This window comes from Pseudoruegeria sp. HB172150, from assembly GCF_013184805.1.
Classification (GTDB): Bacteria; Pseudomonadota; Alphaproteobacteria; order Rhodobacterales; family Rhodobacteraceae; genus Psychromarinibacter.
Window position 1 is genome coordinate 674,118 of the sequence record NZ_JAATNG010000001.1, and the last position, 16,942, is coordinate 691,059.

The following is a 16,942-nucleotide window of genomic DNA, read 5'->3' on the forward strand; positions in this document are numbered from 1 at the left end:
ATGAGCCGGAAATCAGGGGCAGCGATCATGGCCGAGACCACAAGCCTGTCGTATCAGGAGCGGCGCAGTGCGCTTGCGGCGCAACCGATGGACCGCCTCGGGCTGGTCACGCTGCTGTCCGGTGTCTACTTCCTGCAGATCTGGACCACCTATTTCTTTCAGGACAACTCAATCTGGTCGTCGTCACTGCTGGCGGCGATGATCGCCGTGAGCCTCGTGCAGTGCCTGCTGCCCCGCGCGGTCAGCCTTATGGGCGTGAATGCCGCGGTGTTCGTGCTGCATTTCCTGGCGATGTCGCCGGTCGCGTCGAACAATCAGACCACCGCGTTCTTCTTTTCGCTGGCGATTGTCGCGGGCGGGCTGCTGGCGTTTCGCCGCGGCGATGACCGCGAGGGCGTGTTCCGGTCGATTGCCGGGCCGGGTCGGTGGCTGCTGGCGATCATGTATTTCTACGGCATCTACCACAAGATTAACGTCGATTTCCTTGACCCGTCGGTCAGCTGCGCGACCGTGCTTTATGCGCGGCTGGCGGATGTGTTCGGGCTGGAGAACTGGCGTTTGGGCCAGTACGGGGCGATCTATGCGACCTTCGTGATCGAGGGGATCGCGATGGTCCTGCTGTTTTCCACCCGCTGGAAGCTGGTTGGCATGGCGATCGGCATTCCGTTCCACGTCATCATCGGCTGGACGGGTTATGCCTATTACAAGGACTTCTCGACCGTGGTGCTGGCGCTTTACGCGCTGTTCCTGCCTGCCGCCGCTCTACGGATCGGGCTGGACAAGATGTCCGCGATGATGGGCGGGCAGGCGGCGGCGCTGCGGGCCGGGCGCATGGCGCTGTTCGGGCTGGCGGTAAGCTATGTCGTGCTGTCGATGGTGAAGTTCGGGTCGCTGGCGATCACGCATGAAAGCTTCACATGGGTCTTCACCGCCTATGCGCTGAACTTCTACGCCTTCGTCCTGACCTGCGTGCGTCCGGCACCCGGAGAGCAGAAACCGCACGCCGGGTGGCTGGCGATCATCCCGATCCTGTTCTTCGTGAACGGGCTGAGCCCCTATCTGGGGCTGAAGACCGAAGGTTCCATCGCGATGTTCAGCAACCTGCATACCGAGGGCGGCGAGACCAATCACCTGATCACCGGGGTGCTGCCGTTCGGGGCCGGGTACCAGAACGATCTGGTCGTGCCGCTGGGGTCGAACGAGCCGAGTTTCGATGCCGCCTATGTCGGCGAGGGGCTGGCGCTGGTGCGCTATTCCTTCGATCGGATCCTTGCGCTGAATCCCGGGCTGGTGGTCGAGGTGGCGGGACCTGATGGACCGGTCAGCACGGCGGATGGCTGGGAGAACACCTATCTGGCGGCGGGTCCGCTGGCGCACAGGTTCCTGCTGTTCAAGCCGGTGGATTTCAACCGGCCGAAGGTCTGCACCCACTAAGCAGGGAACGTCAGATCGGACGCCGCCGCATCAGCCGGAGGGTCAGGTTTCGGCCGCCGCGCAGGACCGGGTAGAGCGCGCGGGACAGACCGGGCGAGCGGAAGATGCGGGCGTTCAGGCGGTTGAACCAGTCCGATTCGGTAGAGAGCAGGGCCATGCGGGTCAGGCAATCTGCGCCGTGATGGACCTCGCCGTCCTCGATCATCGCCATGCCTTCGTTCAGGTCATAGCCCTGATACTGAAGCCAGCGCGCTTCTTCGCCGCCTTCGCGGGCGTCGATCAGGCGGACCGGGCCGGCGGCGGCGCGTAGCCGCGCCATGGTCACGTAATTGGAACAGAACGGGCAATCGCCATCATAGACGATTGTTATGCCGCCGGTCGTGTTCTGGTCGGGTGTCATCTGCTCGGATCCTCTTCACGATCCATATAGGGCCATTGTGGCGAAATTCCGATGTCTTGCCGTGGGTCAGGCGGGCGGTTGCGCTTGTTCCTGCAGCATTGCGGCGGTATCCACGGCACACTCGAATGCGGAGAGACCCATGGCCGAAGACCTGATCAACTCCTTCATGACCGGACCCGACGAGAATGGCCGTTTCGGCCTTTATGGCGGGCGGTTCGTGTCGGAAACGCTGATGCCGCTGATCCTGGACCTGGAAGCGGAATACGAGAGGGCGAAGACCGATCAGAGCTTCTGGGACGAAATGGAGTTTCTCTGGAAGCACTATGTCGGCCGTCCGTCGCCCCTGTATTTCGCCGAGCGGCTGACCGAGCGTCTGGGCGGCGCGAAGGTCTATTTCAAGCGCGACGAGTTGAACCATACCGGCGCGCACAAGATCAACAACGTGCTGGGGCAGATCCTGCTGGCGCGGCGGATGGGCAAGGAGCGCATCATCGCCGAGACCGGGGCGGGGCAGCATGGCGTGGCGACGGCGACCGTCTGCGCCAAGTTCGGGCTGAAATGCGTGGTCTACATGGGCGCGCATGACGTGGAGCGGCAGAAGCCGAACGTGTTCCGCATGCGCCTTCTGGGCGCAGAGGTGGTGCCGGTGACATCCGGGCGCGGCACGCTGAAGGACGCTATGAACGATGCGCTGCGCGACTGGGTGACCAATGTGCGCGACACGTTCTATTGCATTGGCACGGTGGCGGGGCCGCACCCCTATCCGGCGATGGTCCGCGACTTCCAGTCGATCATCGGCAAGGAAGCCAAGGAGCAGATGCTGGAGGCCGAGGGCCGACTGCCCGACACGATCATCGCCGCGATAGGTGGCGGGTCGAACGCGATGGGGCTGTTCTATCCGTTCCTAGACGACAAGGAGGTCCGGATCATCGGCGTCGAGGCCGGCGGCAAGGGTGTGAACGAGAAGATGGAGCATTGCGCCTCTCTTACCGGCGGGCGGCCCGGCGTGCTGCACGGCAACCGGACCTACCTGCTGCAGGACGATGACGGGCAGATTCTGGAGGGCTTCTCGATCTCGGCGGGGCTGGATTACCCCGGGATCGGGCCGGAGCATTCCTGGTTGCACGATACCGGGCGCGCCGAGTATGTCGCGATCACGGACAAGGAAGCGCTGGGGGCGTTCCAGATGTCCTGCGAGACCGAAGGCATCATTCCGGCGCTGGAACCCTGTCACGCGCTGGCGCATGTGATGAAGATCGCGCCGGAACTGCCGAAGGATCACATCATCTGCATGAACATGTGCGGGCGCGGCGACAAGGACATCTTCACCGTCGCCAAGGCGCTGGGCATGGAGATGGGCGAGGCGGACTGAGGCCGAGAGGCCCAGCCGCACCGGCATAAACCTGCGATTATGCCGGTCTAACCGCGGTGTATCGCGGCTGCCTTAAACCTCATGAGAAGGTACCGCCGTTGAGCGGAGGGAGGACCCTCGCTGGTGCCGGAGCCGGTTCGGGCGGCCAGCTAGCCGAAGCTATTCTGCCGGCAGGTGCGCGACGTAGTGGGCGAGGTCGGCCAGTTCCGCTTCGCCGAGTTCCTGCACAACCTCGACCATGGCCGCACGGTCGCCAAGGCGGCGTTCGGCCTTGTAGTCCCGCAGTGCTTTCAGAAGGTAATCCTCGCGCTGGTTGCGGATCGAGGGCATCTGGTGGCCGCCGCGCAGCTCTGCACCGTGGCATTGCACGCAGTGATGATCGCGGGCGAGGGCGGCGCCGCGTTCCATGATGGCTGGGTCGCCGGGGGCTTCGGGCGGTTCGGGATCTGGCAGGCCCTGTATCCAGGCGGCTGCGGCACGGAGGTCGTTGTTAGACATGTCCGCGGTGATGTCCGCCATGATGTCAGAGGGACGGCGGCCTTCGCGGAAACCCACCAGCGAGATCAGGGCGTAATAGTCGTCGAGCCCGCCGAGGGACGGAGTTTCCTCTGTCTCCGACTGACCAGTTTCACCGTGGCAGGCGATGCACTGGTCGCGCAGTTCCTCGAATCCTTCCTGAGCAGAGGCGAGCTGCGGTACGGCGAGCAGGGCTGCCGTCAGGATTGTCCTGATCGTCATGGAATTTGCCTTTGTCCGGAAAGCGCAGGGCCCGGGCGGCCCCGCGTCAGGTTTATGAGCGCTGATTACATGGCGTCGTAGCTGATGCGGTACACCGCACCGTTCCAGTCGTCGGTGACCAGCATCGAGCCGTCGGCCATGACGGCCACGTCAACCGGGCGTCCGACGTATTCGTTGTCCTGGATAAAGCCGGTCAGGAACGGTTCCATGCTTGCGACATTGCCGTCACCGTCGAGGTGCACGACCATCACGTCGCCGCCGATCTTGGTGGTGCGGTTCCACGGGCCGTGACGGGCGAGGAAAATCGCGCCCTGATATTCCTCGGGGAACATGTCGCCGGTGTAGAAGCGCATGCCGAGCGGCGCAGTGTGCGGGCCAAGCAGGGCGATCGGGTCGGTGAAGTCGTCGCAGGAGTAGCCCCAGCCATATTCCGGATCGGTGAACGTGCCGTTGTGGCAGAATGGATAGCCGAAATGCTCGTTACCGGGATTGGTCAGGCGGTTCAGTTCGTCCTCGGGCAGATCCTCGGACACCCAGTCGCGCTGGTTGTCGGTGAAGTAGAACTCTGCCGTGTCCGGGTGGAAGTCAAAGCCGACCGTGTTGCGCATGCCGCGCAGGATCGGTTCGGCGTTGGCGCCGTCCTTGTCGAGCTTGCGGACCTCGCCGAAGCCTTCCTCGGGCATGCAGATGTTGCAGGGTGCGGAGTTCGACACGTAGAGCTTGTCGTCCGGTCCGAGGGCGAGGAAGCGCCAGCCATGCGGGCGCGGTTCGCCGAGGTCGGTATAGATCACCTCGAGCTCCGGCGGGCTGTCGAGGCTGGAATCGACTCCGGCGGCCTTCACGATCTGCTGGTGCTCGGCGATGTAGAGATCTTCGCCGTCGATGACGATGCCGTTGGGCCAGTCGAGATCCTCATAGAGGACCTGGGGCTCGCCGCCCGCAGGGATGACCCAGACCTTGTTGGCCTGCCAGTTCGAGACATAGACGTTGCCGCTGTCGGCGATGCGGACAGTGCGGGCGTCCGGGATCTCGGCGGCGAAGACCTCTACCTTGAAACCTTCGGGTACCTGCAGCATCGGAACGGGCAGCTCTTCAGCCGTTGGCGGCAGCGGTGGCGGGGTCTGGATCGCAAGCGCCTGGGCGCCGGCGGTTTCGGGGCGCCCTTCGAGCGGGCCCTCGGCCGGGGGCGGATTGTCGACCGCGGGCGGCGCCGGGGGATCGGCCTGGGCCAGGGCGGCGCCCGCCAGGACGGTGCAGCCGAGAAGCGCGCCGGCGATGGCCGGGGACGCGCCAAGAGCCCGCGCGAGCGCGGGTTTCAGCAGATGTTGCATGGTTTCCTCCCTTTTCAGCCGCAGGCAACTGGCGGCTGAGAGAAAGTATTCTAGAAAAATACTTTTCCGGCAAGTCTGCTTTAGGTTGCGGCGCAATCAGCCAATACTTGCAGGGGAACAATATCGAGCGCGCGCTTGTGGGTTGCGCCCAGATTGACCCTTGGCGCGCAGCCCTCGTCATGTGCCTGCATGAATCGGCTGGCACAGAGGCACCAGTGATCGCCGGGTTTCAGCCCGGCGAAGCCGAATTCGGGGCGCGGAGTCGACAGGTCGTTGCCGACATACTTCGAATAGGCGAGGAATTCGGCGGTCATCACGGCACAGACAGTGTGGCTGCCGTGATCTTCCTCGCAGGTGTCGCAGTGACCGTTGCGGAAGAACCCGGTGAGCGGTTCGGTCGAGCAGGGTTCGAGCGGCAGGTCGAGGACGTTTTTCGAGGCTTCCATATGCATGGCATGTCTCCTGGCTTGGGTCCGGGGGTCAGCCTAGAGCCTGTCGTGGAGGGATCAAGTTACGTCTGGGGCAGGTCCCATCGCAACCAGCGGCCATGGAAATCGACGCGGCCGAGCGCGATGCGGCGGTCGCCGGGCCAGAGGCGCAGGGACAGGCCGGCGCCGGGGCTGTCGTCGTCGGCCTCCATGGCAAGCCAGGCGAGAGGCGCGTGGGCGGTGGCCCTTTCTCCTGCTGCCTCAATCAGGGCGCGGGCGCGGTCCTTGACCGGTTCGGGGAAATATTGCCACGCGATGGTGTGGTAGAGCAGGTGGAGTTGGCCCGGGTGCGGTTCGGCGAGGCGGGTTTCCAGCCAGTCGGCGGCGTCGGCGGCGTCGACGACCGGTTCTGCGATTTCCAGAGCGGCGCGGGTGCGGGCGAGGCGGTCGGGCTGGTCAGGCCAGATATAGGCGGTCAGGCGGAGCTGATGCGACGGATTGGTCGGATCGAGCGGCGTCAGGTCGGTGCCGCGGCGTGCGGTGACCTTTGGTTCAGCCTTCGGCGGCAGGGAGCCCTGCCAGTCGGGTTTCAGGGTCAGGACAGGGCTTTCGGGTCCGTAGGTGGCGCCGGGGATTTCGAGCGCGTAGCGGTCCCAGAACAGGTTGAGCCCGGCGCTGGCGCCCAGTTCCGACAGGACGATGGGCAGGCCGTATTCGGCGGTCAGCCAGTGGCCAGCGGCGATCAGCACGGCGCTGCGGCCAAGCTCGTTGGTCTGGGGCGGGCGGTTCAGCCAGTACATCAGCCGTGTTTCGTGGTCGATGAAGGCGGCTTCTACGGCGGTCCAGAGAGATTCGTCGTCGGTCTGGTTCGGAGGGTAGCAGGCGGCGAGGTCGGGGGCGCTGCCGTCGATCACCAGGCCGTGCAGGCTGCCGGCTAGTCGCAGCGGCACGGACTGGCCGCGCGAGCCCAGCTCTCCCCGCCAGGCGAGCAGGCGGTCGGTGACAGTGGTACCGGGGCGCAGGCGGTCGGCGGCGAGTGTCAGCAGGCGCGCGGTGAATGGCGAACCCAGGGCGTCGCAGGATCCGGCCTGATCGCGCAGGGCATCGGAGAGGGTCATCTGAATTTATCAACCAGTTTCTGCAGGGTACTGCGGTCGTCGGGTTCGGGCTCCGGCTTCGATTCGGATGCCGGGGCGGGCTTTGCCTCGGTCTTGTCGGGCGTCTTCGACGAGCGTGGCGGGGCGGTGCGCAGGGCGACCGCGTTCATGAAGCGGCCGGTGTCGCCTGCGGCGAGGTCGGCTGCGCCATCGGAGATGCCGCGCAGGAGGTCGTCGATCCAGTCTTCGTCGGCCTTGGCGAAGTCGTGGAGAACGTAGTGGGACACCATGTCCTTGTGGCCGGGATGGCCGATGCCGATGCGGACGCGGTGGTACGAGTCGCCGATCTGTGCGTGGAGCGAGCGCAGCCCGTTATGGCCGGCATGGCCGCCGCCGGTCTTCACCCGGCACTTTCCGGGGGCGAGGTCGAGCTCGTCGTGAAAGACGGTGATGTCGTCCGGGGTCAGCTTGTAGAACTGCATCGCCGCCTGCACCGAGTTTCCGGAGAGATTCATGAAGGTCTCCGGCTTTAGCAGCAGGACCTTTTCGGAACCGAGGCGGCCTTCTGCAACCTGGCCCTGGAACTTCGACCGCCACGGGCCGAAGCCGTGGTCGTCGGCGATCCGATCGACTGCCATGAAACCGATGTTGTGCCGGTTGCGGGCGTATTTCGCGCCCGGATTTCCGAGGCCGACGAAGAGGCGCATGGAGAGGCTCCCGGTTGCTTTGGAGCCGTTCTAGAGGGTGGGGGCGGGTTGCGCAATGTCGCCTGCCTCCGCGCGCGGAGCCGAGCCGCAGCTTAGCTGCGCGAATTGATCTTTTCCGATATTTGGGCCGAAGTGTGGTACCAATTCAGGTTGCAGACGGCCACCAAACGAACAACGGGGCCCAAGGGCCCCGCCGTGAATTCTGTGTGACGATTGGAAGGGTTATTCTTCCGCCTGCTCGGTCGCGGGAACTTCGTCGGCCGCAGGCGCCTCTTCTTCTTCGTCATCGCTGGCACTCAGGCCCGACGGGGCAGAGACGTTGGCGATCACGAAGTCACGGTCAATCGTCGGTTTGGCACCTTCCGGCAGCGTGACGGAGGAAATCGTTACCGCGTCGTTGATGTTCAGGCCGGACACGTCGACGGTCACGTGATCCGGAATCTCGCCGGCGGTCACGATCAGTTCGATTTCAGGGCGGACCACCGTCAGAACGCCGCCGCGCTTGATGCCGGGCGAGGTTTCCTGGCCGACGAACTCGACCGGGATGAACAGGTTGATCTTGGTGGTCCGGCGCAGGCGCATGAAATCGACATGCGTCGGCAGGTCCTTGACGACATCGCGCTGCACGTTGCGGCAGATGACGCGGACGTCGTCGTGGCCATCGACCTTCATGTTGAAGAGCGTGGACAGGAAACGGCCTGCCCTGAGGTTCTTCAGAAGTTCGTTGAAGGGCAGGTTGATCGGCAGCGGGTCGATCCCGCCTCCGTAAACGATGCCCGGTACCAGGTTGTCACGGCGTGCTTGACGGGCGGCCCCCTTGCCTGTCCCCGTCCGTTCCGTGGCGATGAGATCTGGAATCTCGCCAGCCATTTTCGGTTCTCCTAAAATCAAGCGTTCTGGGGCATCCTCCAAGGGTGTATGCCCCGATGAAGCGCCGCCTATAGTGCAGAACGCGGGTGAGGGGAAGTGTGTTTTTCGCTTGCGGGCGGAGGCGCAGCGGCTAGCGTCGCCGAACCTTTGCCCCCAAGCCCGAGTCATCGTGCCATGAACATGTTCACCGCCCTTCGTGCGTCCCGCGCTTCTGCCGCCGCGCTGGCCTCTGTCGGCGTGATGTGGGGTGCTTTTGCCGGGCTGGTGCCGGATATCAAGGATCGGGTCGGCGCGTCGGACGCGGAACTGGGCGCGGCGCTGCTGGCGTCGGCGCTGGGCGGGGTGATCGCAATGTGGGCGGCGCCGTGGACCGGGCAGCGGCTGGGGCGATTCACGCTGCCGGTGCTGGGGCTGGTGATCTGTATCTCTGTCCTGCTTCCGATGTTCCCGACCGGAGTTGTCGGCCTAGGCGTGGTCCTGTTCGCGATGGGGATCAGCGTTGCGACGCTGGACATTTCGGCGAACGTGCATATTAGCGGGCTGGAGGCGCGGCACGGGCTGCACCTGATGAACGTGAACCACGCGATGTTCTCCTTTGCCTTCGCCGGGGCGGCCTGGGGAGCTGGGCTTGGTCGCAAGGCGGGGCTGGGGCCGGAGCATATCCTGCCGTTCATGTCGCTGGCCTGCCTGGTGCTGACCTTCGCGATGCGGGTGCCGCAGGTGGCGGATGCGCCAGAGGCCGATGCCATAGACGCGCCGCGCCGGCCGCCCTGGGGCGCGATCGTGCTGACCGGCCTTATCCTCTTTTCCGCCTTCATCGGCGAGAACGCCACCGAGGCGTGGTCGGCGCTGCATATCGAGCGCACGCTGGGTGCCGAGCCGGGGCATGGCAGCTTCGGCCCCGCAACGCTGGGTCTTGTGATGGCGTTCGGGCGCCTATCTGGCCAGTTGCTGACCGCGAAGCTGGGCGATGCGCGGCTGATCTTCTATTCGGCGCTGCTGGGGATGCTGGGTGCGCTGACCATTGCCGCAGCGCAGTCGGTGCCGGTGGCTCTGGCCGGCGTGGCCGTCACCGGGCTGGGAATGGCGGTGATCGTGCCCTCGGTCACATCGATCCTCGGCGCGCGGGTCACCGAGCGCCAGCGCGCGCACGCGATTTCGCGGTCGTGGATGGTGGGCATGGTTGGGTTCTTCATCGGGCCGTCGATGATGGGCGGAATCGCGGAGCTGTTCGGCCTGCGCCTGTCTTTTGTGGCCGTGGCGCTGATCATCTCGATGATCCTGCCGGCGATCTGGGCGCTGGCCTGGCGCCCGGCGCGGCTGGCCGGGCAGCCCTGAAGTGTTTGGGTATCCAGCTTCAGGCTTAGAGATAACCGATCTGGTGACTGGTCAGGCGGGTTGCCAGCGTCCCTCGAAACCCTCCGGTATCAGCAGGATGTCGCGGTCGAGGTCTTTGATGGTCTTGCGACCGCAGAACGCCATGGACTTGTCGAGCTCGTTCCGGATGACTTCGAGTGCGGTCGACACGCCTTTCTTGCCCATTGCGCCCAGCCCGTAGATCGCGGCGCGGCCGATATAGGTTCCCTTGGCGCCCATCGCGAGCGCCTTCAGCACGTCCTGGCCGGAACGGATGCCGCTGTCGAGATGCACTTCCATCTTGTCGCCAACCGTGTCCAGGATCGCCGGCAGAGCGCGGATCGAGCTGAGTGCGCCGTCGAGCTGGCGGCCGCCATGGTTCGACACGATAATCGCATCGGCGCCGGAATTCAGCGCAAGCTTCGCATCTTCCGCGTCGATGATGCCCTTCAGGATCAGCGGGCCGCCCCAGAGGTCCTTGATCTGGCGAACCTTTTCCCAATCGAGCGAGGGATCGAAGCTTTCCGCCGCCCAGACAGAGAGAGAGCTGAGGTCGCTGACACCCTTCACGTGGCCGACGATGTTGCCGAAGCTCTTGCGCGGCGTTTTCGCCATGGCTGCGGCCCAAGACCATTTAGTCGACAGGTCGGCGATGTTGGAAAGCGAGGGTTTCAGCGGCACCGTCAAGCCATTTTTCAGGTCCTTGTGCCGCTGGCCAAGGATCTGCAGATCCAACGTCAGCACCAGCGCGGAGCATTTCGCCTCTTTCGCGCGCTCGATCATGCGGACGACGAAGTCCCAGTCGCGCATCACATAGAGCTGGAACCAGAACGGCTTGTCGACATGCGCGGCAACGTCCTCGACCGAACAGACCGACATGGTGGAGAGCGTGAACTGGGTGCCGGCCTCGTGGGCGGCCTGACAGGCGAGGATCTCTCCATCGGCCCATTGCATGCCGGTTGAGCCCACAGGGGCCAGCGCCACCGGCATCGAGACGTCCTGGCCGATCATCTGCGTGGCGGTGGAGCGGCCGTTCATATCGACGGCCACGCGCTGGCGCAGGTAAATCTTGTCGAAATCCGATGAATTCTCGCGGAATGTCTGTTCCGTCCAGCTGCCCGACTCGCAATAGTCGAAGAACATCTTCGGCACCCGGCGCTTGTAGATGCGCTTCAGGTCCTCGATTTCGGTGATCACGGGCATTGGGGTCCTCCACGGGTCTCGGCCTTATTGCGTTAGCAGGGCGGTGCGGCGGAGACAATCTTGTCAGTGGCGCGCGCGGGATTGGTCAGTCACTTGCCTTCAGCGGCAGGGCGCTGCGGCTCTTGATCCGGCGCAGAACGAAATTGGTGGTAGTTGCGCGGACGAGGCCGGTGGCCAACAGTTCCTTCATCAGGAATTCCTCCAATGCCTCGGGATCCTCGGCCACGACCTTGAGCACGTAATCGGATTCCCCAGTGATCGAGGCGCATTCGATGATGCGGTCGTCGCGGGCGACGAATTCGTTGAAGCGCGCGATTGACTGTTCGCGGTGGTCTATCAGCGAGACATGGACATAGGCGAGGGCGTGGAGGCCGACCTTGCGAGCGTTCAGGATGGCGACCTGGCGGTCGATGACACCGGACGCTTCCAGCGCTTTGATCCGGCGCCAGCAGGGGGAGGGTGTGAGACCCGCGCGGTCTGCGATCTCGTTAAGGCTGAGTTTGCAGTCGGACTGGAGGGCGCGGAGGATGGCAACGTCGAACTGGTCGAGGTTGGGCAATGTTTTCCTCCTTTCATTTTAATCGAGGTAAATCTTGCCCCAATTGAGGCATTGTAGGGAGCGGATTGGCAAGTCTTTTCCAGAACACGCGAGTAGCCTTGCGGGTGAGGAGGAGCTTTCCATGCCCAAGAACACGACCTATGCGTCGAAAAAGCCTGATGCGTCCGGGCATATCCAATACACGCCTGAGGAGGATGCCGTCTGGCGCGACCTGATCGCGGCACAGCTGCCTCGTGTGGAGCGGTACATGGCGCGGCCGTATCTCGAAGGTCTGGCCGCGCTGGACCTGCCGCGGGACCGGGTGCCGCAGTGCACCGAGCTTTCGGAGACGCTGCGCGATCTGACCGGCTGGCGCGTGGAACCGGTTCCGGCACTGATCCCGTTCGGGACTTTCTTCGGGATGCTGGCGGACCGGGCCTTTCCGGCGGCGAGTTTCATCCGGCGGCGGGAGCATTTCGACTATATCGAGGAGCCGGACATCTTTCACGAGATCTTCGGCCATGCACCGCTGCTGACCCATCCAGAGTTCGCAGCGTTCAGCCAGGCGATCGGAAAGGCAGGGCTAAAAGCGCGGAAGGAGGATCACGCGTGGCTCATCCGGCTCTACTGGTTCACCATCGAATTCGGGCTGATGCGCGAGGATGGCCGGATCAAGGGGCTGGGTTCCGGGCTGGCGTCTTCGACAGCGGAACTTGAGCACGCGACCTCGAATGTGCCGCTGAAGCGCGATTTCGATGTCGTCGACATCCTGCGCACCAGCTACCGGATCGATATCCCGCAGCCAGTTTACTATGTCATCTCGGATCTCGAGGAGCTGTTCGCTGCTGCCGCGCGTGACCTGCTTGCCGAAGTGGCAGAGGCGCGCAGGCTGGGCGTGTTGCCGCCGCTCTATCCGGCGAAGGAGGATGCGGCCTAGCCGGCAGGCCGCGTCTCAGGCGCTGTGGGCGCCGTCGGCGAGCGATTTGACAAATGCGCAGACCTTATCCGGGCTTTCCCCGTTGCCGACACGGGCCACGATGGCCGAGCCGACGACCGAGCCGTCGGCGACGCTGGCGATGGCTGCAGCAGCTTCGGGCGTCTTGATGCCGAAACCGACGACGATCGGAAGGTCGGTCTTCGCCTTGATGCGCGCGACCTCGGGGCCGACATCGGCGGCCTGCGCTTCGGCGGAGCCGGTGATGCCGGTGATCGAAACGTAATAGACGAAGCCGGAGGTGTTCTGCAGGACCTTGGGGAGGCGACGGTCATCGGTGGTCGGCGTGGCAAGGCGGATGAAGTTCAGGCCAGCCTTCTGTGCCGGGATACACAGCTCGTCATCTTCTTCCGGCGGCAGGTCGACGATGATTAGGCCATCTATGCCGGCCGCCTTTGCGTCGGACAGGAAGCGGTCGACGCCGCGGCTGTAGATCGGGTTGTAGTAACCCATCAGCACGATCGGCGTGCTGTCATCCTCCTTGCGGAACTCCACCACCAAATCCAGTGTCTTCTGCAGGGTCATGCCTGCGGCGAGGGCGCGCTGGCCGGCGAGCTGGATCGTCGGACCGTCCGCCATCGGGTCGGTGAAGGGCAGGCCAAGCTCGATGATGTCGACACCGGCCGCGGGCAGACCCTTTACCACATCCAGCGAGGTGGCGTAGTCCGGATCGCCGGCCATTACGTAGGCGACGAAAGCTTTCTTTCCGGCAGCCTTCAGTTCAGCGAATTTGGCGTCGATCCTGGTCATGTCGGTCTCTTCCTGCGGTCCGATGGCGGGTTTGGCGAATGGGCAGAGGGAAATCAATCCCCCGTGTCGTCCGGCATGTGGTTAATGCGCGTGCGCAACCGCAAATCCGCCATGAAATCTGCACCCGCAGCCAGTTGGTGCGTTAACGCCCCGTGAATTCGACGGAGGGCCGCTGGTTCCGACTCTGGCGGAGGCGCATACTGTCGGCATTTCAAGCAGGTAACGATTTTGGGTGCTGAGATGTTTTATGACCAATTTGTTCGTATCACGGCGGCTGCGCTGTTGGCCGCCGGTATCAATGGCGGTTCCGAGGCAAATGAAATGAATGCCCCGGGGCCGTCCGAAACCGAACTGCTGAGCTATTTCGTTTGCTCCGACATGGCAGAAGCCGGCCTGTTGCCGCGGGATATCGCGGCGGCCTGCAGCATAACCTATCTGAAGGTGAAGCTTAGCTTTCTGCCCGGTGTCGGGCTGGACGACTATTTAGCTATCGACGCTGCGTCGCGAGCGCAGGTCAGCCGCGCAGGCTATGATGCGTTGCGCGACTGGTACCGGCAGAACCCGGCACGGGTGGATGCGCTGAGGGAACGGGTGCGAGCGCAAAGCGTGGCCGCGGTACGGTAGCTGGTACAGGCGCGGCGCGAGACGCGCCGCGCCTGCCTTACTTGTCGCAATTGACCATCCAGCCGACGCCAAACCTGTCGCGGCACATGCCGAAGCCCTTGGCCCAGAAGGTTTCGGCAAAATCCATCTCGACCTTGCCGCCCTCGGACAGTTTGTCGAATATTGCCTTTCCCTCTTCCACCGTTGGCCATCCGGTCTGCAGGGTGACGCCCGAGAATCCCTTGTGCGGTGACATGCCGCCCGTGTCAGAAGCGAGGATCTCCCGGTCACCCAGTTGCAGGCTGGCATGGGCTACCATCGACTTGTTCTCGTCGGTGACCCACTCGGTATCCGGCATATCGGAAAAGCGCATCAGGCTGGTGATCTCACCACCGAAGACCCCGGCGTAGAAAGTCAGCGCCTCTTCGCAATTGCCGTCGAATGTCAGGTAGGGGTTGAGTTCCATAACGCATCCTCCATGGCGTGCGCGCATGCTTCCATGGGTGCCGGATTCGCGCAATCGCGGCCCGTGGGGCGGGCGGAGGCTTGCCACCGCGGTGGGCTGTGGTGTTCGGGGGGGGGCAGAAAAAGCAACGGCGGCGCCCAGGGAGGAGGAAGGGCGCCGCCGTCTGTATCTGCGACCGCCAGGGAGGAGGAAGGCGTCCGCAGTATCCGGTAGAGCGGCGGTGCTCAGGGAGGAGGAAGAGCACCGCCGCCTTTACCTGCAGGCACCCTAGGGAGGAGGATGGGCACCTGCGGCATCTTTCAAAGAACGGCGGTGCCTCAGGGAGGAGGAAGAGACACCGCCGTCTTTGGTCGCTGACACCCAGGGAGGAGGAAGGGCGCCAGCGGTAAACTCAGAGCGGCGGTACCTAGGGAGGAGGTAAGGCACCGCCGCCTTTGACGCGGAAACCACAGGGAGGAGGAAGTGGTTCCCGCGGAAGAAAGGTGCGGCGACATCAGGGAGGAGGAAGATGTCGCCGCGAGTTTTCAGACAACCTAGGGAGGAGGAGAAGGCAGTCTGAACTCAAAACTCCTTATTCGCCGTATGCCGCCGTGCGGGCGATTGAACGCAGCTCCGAGCGGCTAATGCCCAGGTCGCTCAGCTCCCGGTGCGACAGCTCCTGCAGCTCGCGCAGCGTCTCGTTGTAAAGACGGCGCTTGCCATAGGCGGCACGGGCGCGATCGAATTCCTGGCGCAGACGAAAGACCAGCCCGGTCTCGTATGCTTTGATGTCGTTGGTGAAAGCCATTTGCTTTCCTTCGTACTCGTGTTGGGTGCGGTGAACCGGCCGCTGCCGTTTGCGTTCCGCCGCTGTTGGAGCCAACATAAGCCGATGCTGCGTGTGCACAATCCCAAAGCGCTTCAATTCTGCCATGCAGCATGTGCATACGTGCCCTAGCGTAATGCTTAATATGTGACGCATGAATTTTCGGCATTCGGCGGAAGCGCTCTTGAGATTTGCCGAATAGCTGACACGTAATGCCCAAGGTTTGGGCGGGGATGGAATGCAATGTCCGTAAACATTGAAGAAATACGTCAAGTGCTGCGTAACGTCACGCTTCCAGGAGGTGGCGATCCGGTCACATCCGGCCTGGTGCGAGCGTTAACAGTAGAAGGGGGAATCGCCCGTTTCGTACTGGAGGCGGACAGCCCCGAGTCGGCAGCGGCGCTAGAGCCCGTGCGGCAGGAATGCGAGCGGAGGGTCGCCGCAATGCCGGGAATCCAAAGCGCTTCGGTTGTTCTTACCGCCCATGGAAATGCTGCGCCGCAGCAAAATGCGCCCGACCTGAAGATCGGACGTCACCCGACCCGACAGGACGGTCCGATGAAAGTGTCTGGCGTGGACCGCATCCTTGCCATCGCCTCCGGCAAGGGTGGCGTGGGCAAATCCACCGTCGCCTCTAACCTTGCGGTGGCGCTGGCGCGGCAGGGGCGGCGGGTGGGGCTGCTGGATGCCGATATATATGGCCCTTCGATTCCGCGGATGATGGGTGTGTCGAAAAAACCTGCCTCACCGGATGGCAAGACCATCGAACCGCTACATGCCCATGGCGTCACGATCATGTCGATTGGGCTGCTGGTCGATCCCGATCAGGCGGTCGTCTGGCGTGGGCCGATGCTTATGGGTGCGCTGCAGCAGATGCTGGGGCAGGTGCGCTGGGGCGAGCTGGACATTCTTATCGTCGACCTGCCGCCCGGGACGGGCGATGTTCAGCTGACATTATGCCAGCGCACCAAGCTGACCGGCGCGCTGGTAGTGTCGACGCCGCAGGATGTGGCGTTGCTGGATGCGCGAAAGGCGATCGACATGTTCGGCAAGCTGAACGCGCCGGTGCTGGGGCTGATCGAGAACATGTCGTCTTTCATCTGTCCGCATTGCGGGGAGGAGACACATATATTCGGCCATGGTGGCGTCCGGGCCGAGGCGCAGAAGATCGGCGTTCCGTTCCTGGGAGAGCTGGCGCTGGACCTTGATGTGCGGTTGGGCGGGGATGACGGTGTGCCGGTCGCGGCGGGCGAAGGGCCACTGGCCGATGCATATGCGCAGATCGCGCGTGGGCTGGTGGCGGGCGGAATGGCCTGACAAGGGCGTCCCGCGGTCCCGTATGGGAACGTATGGGACCGCGAATGGGAAATCGTGGGGCCGGCGGGACACACCTGCCGGTTTTCATGTGAATCATGCCCGAAAATCAGAGAGATTCGGTTGCGGGACTGTGAATTCCCACGGATAAGCGCGACATGCGGTGAATTTCGCCGGGAAATCGTGGAACTTTTTGAGCCCTTGAATCCGGGTATATCTGGTAATCGAACAGCCAGAGCTTACTAGATGTAGATAAAGGGCCGGTCTCTGCCCAACATACTGTGGTTTTTATGCCCCAATTTCCGTGATTGAAGTTGATGGTCGCGTGAGATTTTCATTGATTTCCATGAATTCCCATGCGATCCCTTTCATACGATGAAGACGGCAAGGGGCAGCAAGACCCCGCCACAATAAAAACAAGTCAGGTTTCATACAGGCTACCGCTTTCATCGAACGAAGAGATCCGGCGCGCGGGCGAGCAGACATCCCCCCAGGTGGCGCGCGCAGCTGGACTACCCGCAAAGCGGGACGAGGGC

The 16,942-nt window shown here is 63.5% G+C and carries 18 protein-coding genes; 6 read left to right on the forward strand and 12 right to left on the reverse strand.

Going from position 1 to position 16,942, the window contains the following annotated elements; genetic code table 11:
- Positions 1-27 precede the first annotated feature (27 nt).
- Positions 28-1,434, forward strand: a complete 1,407-nt coding sequence (locus tag HCO70_RS03235; protein ID WP_172293019.1) for a thiol-disulfide oxidoreductase — start codon at positions 28-30, stop codon at positions 1,432-1,434.
- A 10-nt stretch (positions 1,435-1,444) separates the two neighbouring features.
- Here HCO70_RS03235 and HCO70_RS03240 read toward each other — a convergent pair whose 3' ends face one another.
- Positions 1,445-1,834 carry a DCC1-like thiol-disulfide oxidoreductase family protein gene (locus HCO70_RS03240; protein WP_172293021.1) on the reverse strand — a complete coding sequence of 130 codons (390 nt, stop codon included), beginning with the start codon at positions 1,832-1,834 and terminating at the stop codon, positions 1,445-1,447.
- Positions 1,835-1,973: 139 nt separating this feature from the next.
- Here HCO70_RS03240 and trpB point away from each other — a divergent pair, with 139 nt between their 5' ends.
- A complete protein-coding gene (gene trpB, locus HCO70_RS03245; protein ID WP_172293023.1) occupies positions 1,974-3,206 on the forward strand; it encodes a tryptophan synthase subunit beta in 1,233 nt (410 codons plus the stop codon).
- A 159-nt stretch (positions 3,207-3,365) separates the two neighbouring features.
- Here the strand turns inward: trpB and HCO70_RS03250 are convergent, their stop codons facing one another.
- The 6 genes from HCO70_RS03250 to HCO70_RS03275 form a co-directional block, all read right to left on the reverse strand.
- Positions 3,366-3,944, reverse strand: a complete 579-nt coding sequence (locus tag HCO70_RS03250; RefSeq protein WP_172293025.1) for a c-type cytochrome — start codon at positions 3,942-3,944, stop codon at positions 3,366-3,368.
- 65 nt (positions 3,945-4,009) lie between these two features.
- A complete protein-coding gene (locus HCO70_RS03255) occupies positions 4,010-5,275 on the reverse strand; it encodes a sorbosone dehydrogenase family protein (RefSeq protein WP_172293027.1) in 1,266 nt (421 codons plus the stop codon).
- 80 nt (positions 5,276-5,355) lie between these two features.
- Positions 5,356-5,727: a DUF2237 family protein gene (locus HCO70_RS03260; protein ID WP_172293029.1), complete on the reverse strand. Its 372-nt coding sequence runs from the start codon at positions 5,725-5,727 to the stop codon at positions 5,356-5,358.
- Between the two features lie 59 nt (positions 5,728-5,786).
- Positions 5,787-6,821: a DUF2332 domain-containing protein gene (locus tag HCO70_RS03265; RefSeq protein ID WP_172293031.1), complete on the reverse strand. Its 1,035-nt coding sequence runs from the start codon at positions 6,819-6,821 to the stop codon at positions 5,787-5,789.
- Positions 6,818-7,507, reverse strand: coding sequence for an aminoacyl-tRNA hydrolase (pth, locus tag HCO70_RS03270; protein WP_172293033.1), 690 nt, complete (start codon positions 7,505-7,507; stop codon positions 6,818-6,820). The genes HCO70_RS03265 and pth overlap by 4 nt, the downstream gene beginning before the upstream one ends.
- Before the next feature lie 222 nt (positions 7,508-7,729).
- Positions 7,730-8,377 (reverse strand): 50S ribosomal protein L25/general stress protein Ctc, encoded by a 648-nt coding sequence (locus HCO70_RS03275; protein ID WP_172293035.1) that lies wholly within the window; start codon positions 8,375-8,377, stop codon positions 7,730-7,732.
- A gap of 174 nt (positions 8,378-8,551) precedes the next feature.
- Here HCO70_RS03275 and HCO70_RS03280 point away from each other — a divergent pair, with 174 nt between their 5' ends.
- On the forward strand, positions 8,552-9,715 hold the full coding sequence (locus tag HCO70_RS03280) for an MFS transporter (RefSeq protein ID WP_172293037.1): 1,164 nt from the start codon (positions 8,552-8,554) through the stop codon (positions 9,713-9,715).
- A 51-nt stretch (positions 9,716-9,766) separates the two neighbouring features.
- Here HCO70_RS03280 and HCO70_RS03285 read toward each other — a convergent pair whose 3' ends face one another.
- The gene (locus HCO70_RS03285) at positions 9,767-10,936 is read right to left on the reverse strand and encodes an alpha-hydroxy acid oxidase (RefSeq protein WP_172293039.1); all 1,170 of its coding nucleotides are present in this window, start codon (positions 10,934-10,936) and stop codon (positions 9,767-9,769) included.
- A gap of 85 nt (positions 10,937-11,021) precedes the next feature.
- Positions 11,022-11,495 carry an Lrp/AsnC family transcriptional regulator gene (locus HCO70_RS03290; RefSeq protein WP_172293041.1) on the reverse strand — a complete coding sequence of 158 codons (474 nt, stop codon included), beginning with the start codon at positions 11,493-11,495 and terminating at the stop codon, positions 11,022-11,024.
- Positions 11,496-11,616: 121 nt separating this feature from the next.
- Between HCO70_RS03290 and phhA the strand changes: the two genes are divergently transcribed.
- Positions 11,617-12,411: a phenylalanine 4-monooxygenase gene (phhA, locus tag HCO70_RS03295; RefSeq protein WP_172293043.1), complete on the forward strand. Its 795-nt coding sequence runs from the start codon at positions 11,617-11,619 to the stop codon at positions 12,409-12,411.
- Positions 12,412-12,426: 15 nt separating this feature from the next.
- On the opposite strand, the gene trpA is transcribed toward phhA, so the two are convergent.
- Entirely contained in the window at positions 12,427-13,218 is a 792-nt protein-coding gene (gene trpA, locus HCO70_RS03300) for a tryptophan synthase subunit alpha (RefSeq protein WP_172293045.1), read from the reverse strand.
- A 282-nt stretch (positions 13,219-13,500) separates the two neighbouring features.
- On the opposite strand from trpA, the gene HCO70_RS03305 reads away from it, so the two are divergent.
- Entirely contained in the window at positions 13,501-13,842 is a 342-nt protein-coding gene (locus HCO70_RS03305; protein WP_216665242.1) for a hypothetical protein, read from the forward strand.
- A gap of 37 nt (positions 13,843-13,879) precedes the next feature.
- On the opposite strand, the gene HCO70_RS03310 is transcribed toward HCO70_RS03305, so the two are convergent.
- The gene (locus HCO70_RS03310) at positions 13,880-14,287 is read right to left on the reverse strand and encodes a VOC family protein (protein WP_172293049.1); all 408 of its coding nucleotides are present in this window, start codon (positions 14,285-14,287) and stop codon (positions 13,880-13,882) included.
- A gap of 571 nt (positions 14,288-14,858) precedes the next feature.
- A complete protein-coding gene (locus HCO70_RS03315) occupies positions 14,859-15,074 on the reverse strand; it encodes a DUF1127 domain-containing protein (protein ID WP_172293051.1) in 216 nt (71 codons plus the stop codon).
- A gap of 261 nt (positions 15,075-15,335) precedes the next feature.
- On the opposite strand from HCO70_RS03315, the gene HCO70_RS03320 reads away from it, so the two are divergent.
- A complete protein-coding gene (locus HCO70_RS03320) occupies positions 15,336-16,409 on the forward strand; it encodes an Mrp/NBP35 family ATP-binding protein (RefSeq protein WP_172293053.1) in 1,074 nt (357 codons plus the stop codon).
- Positions 16,410-16,942 lie beyond the last annotated feature (533 nt).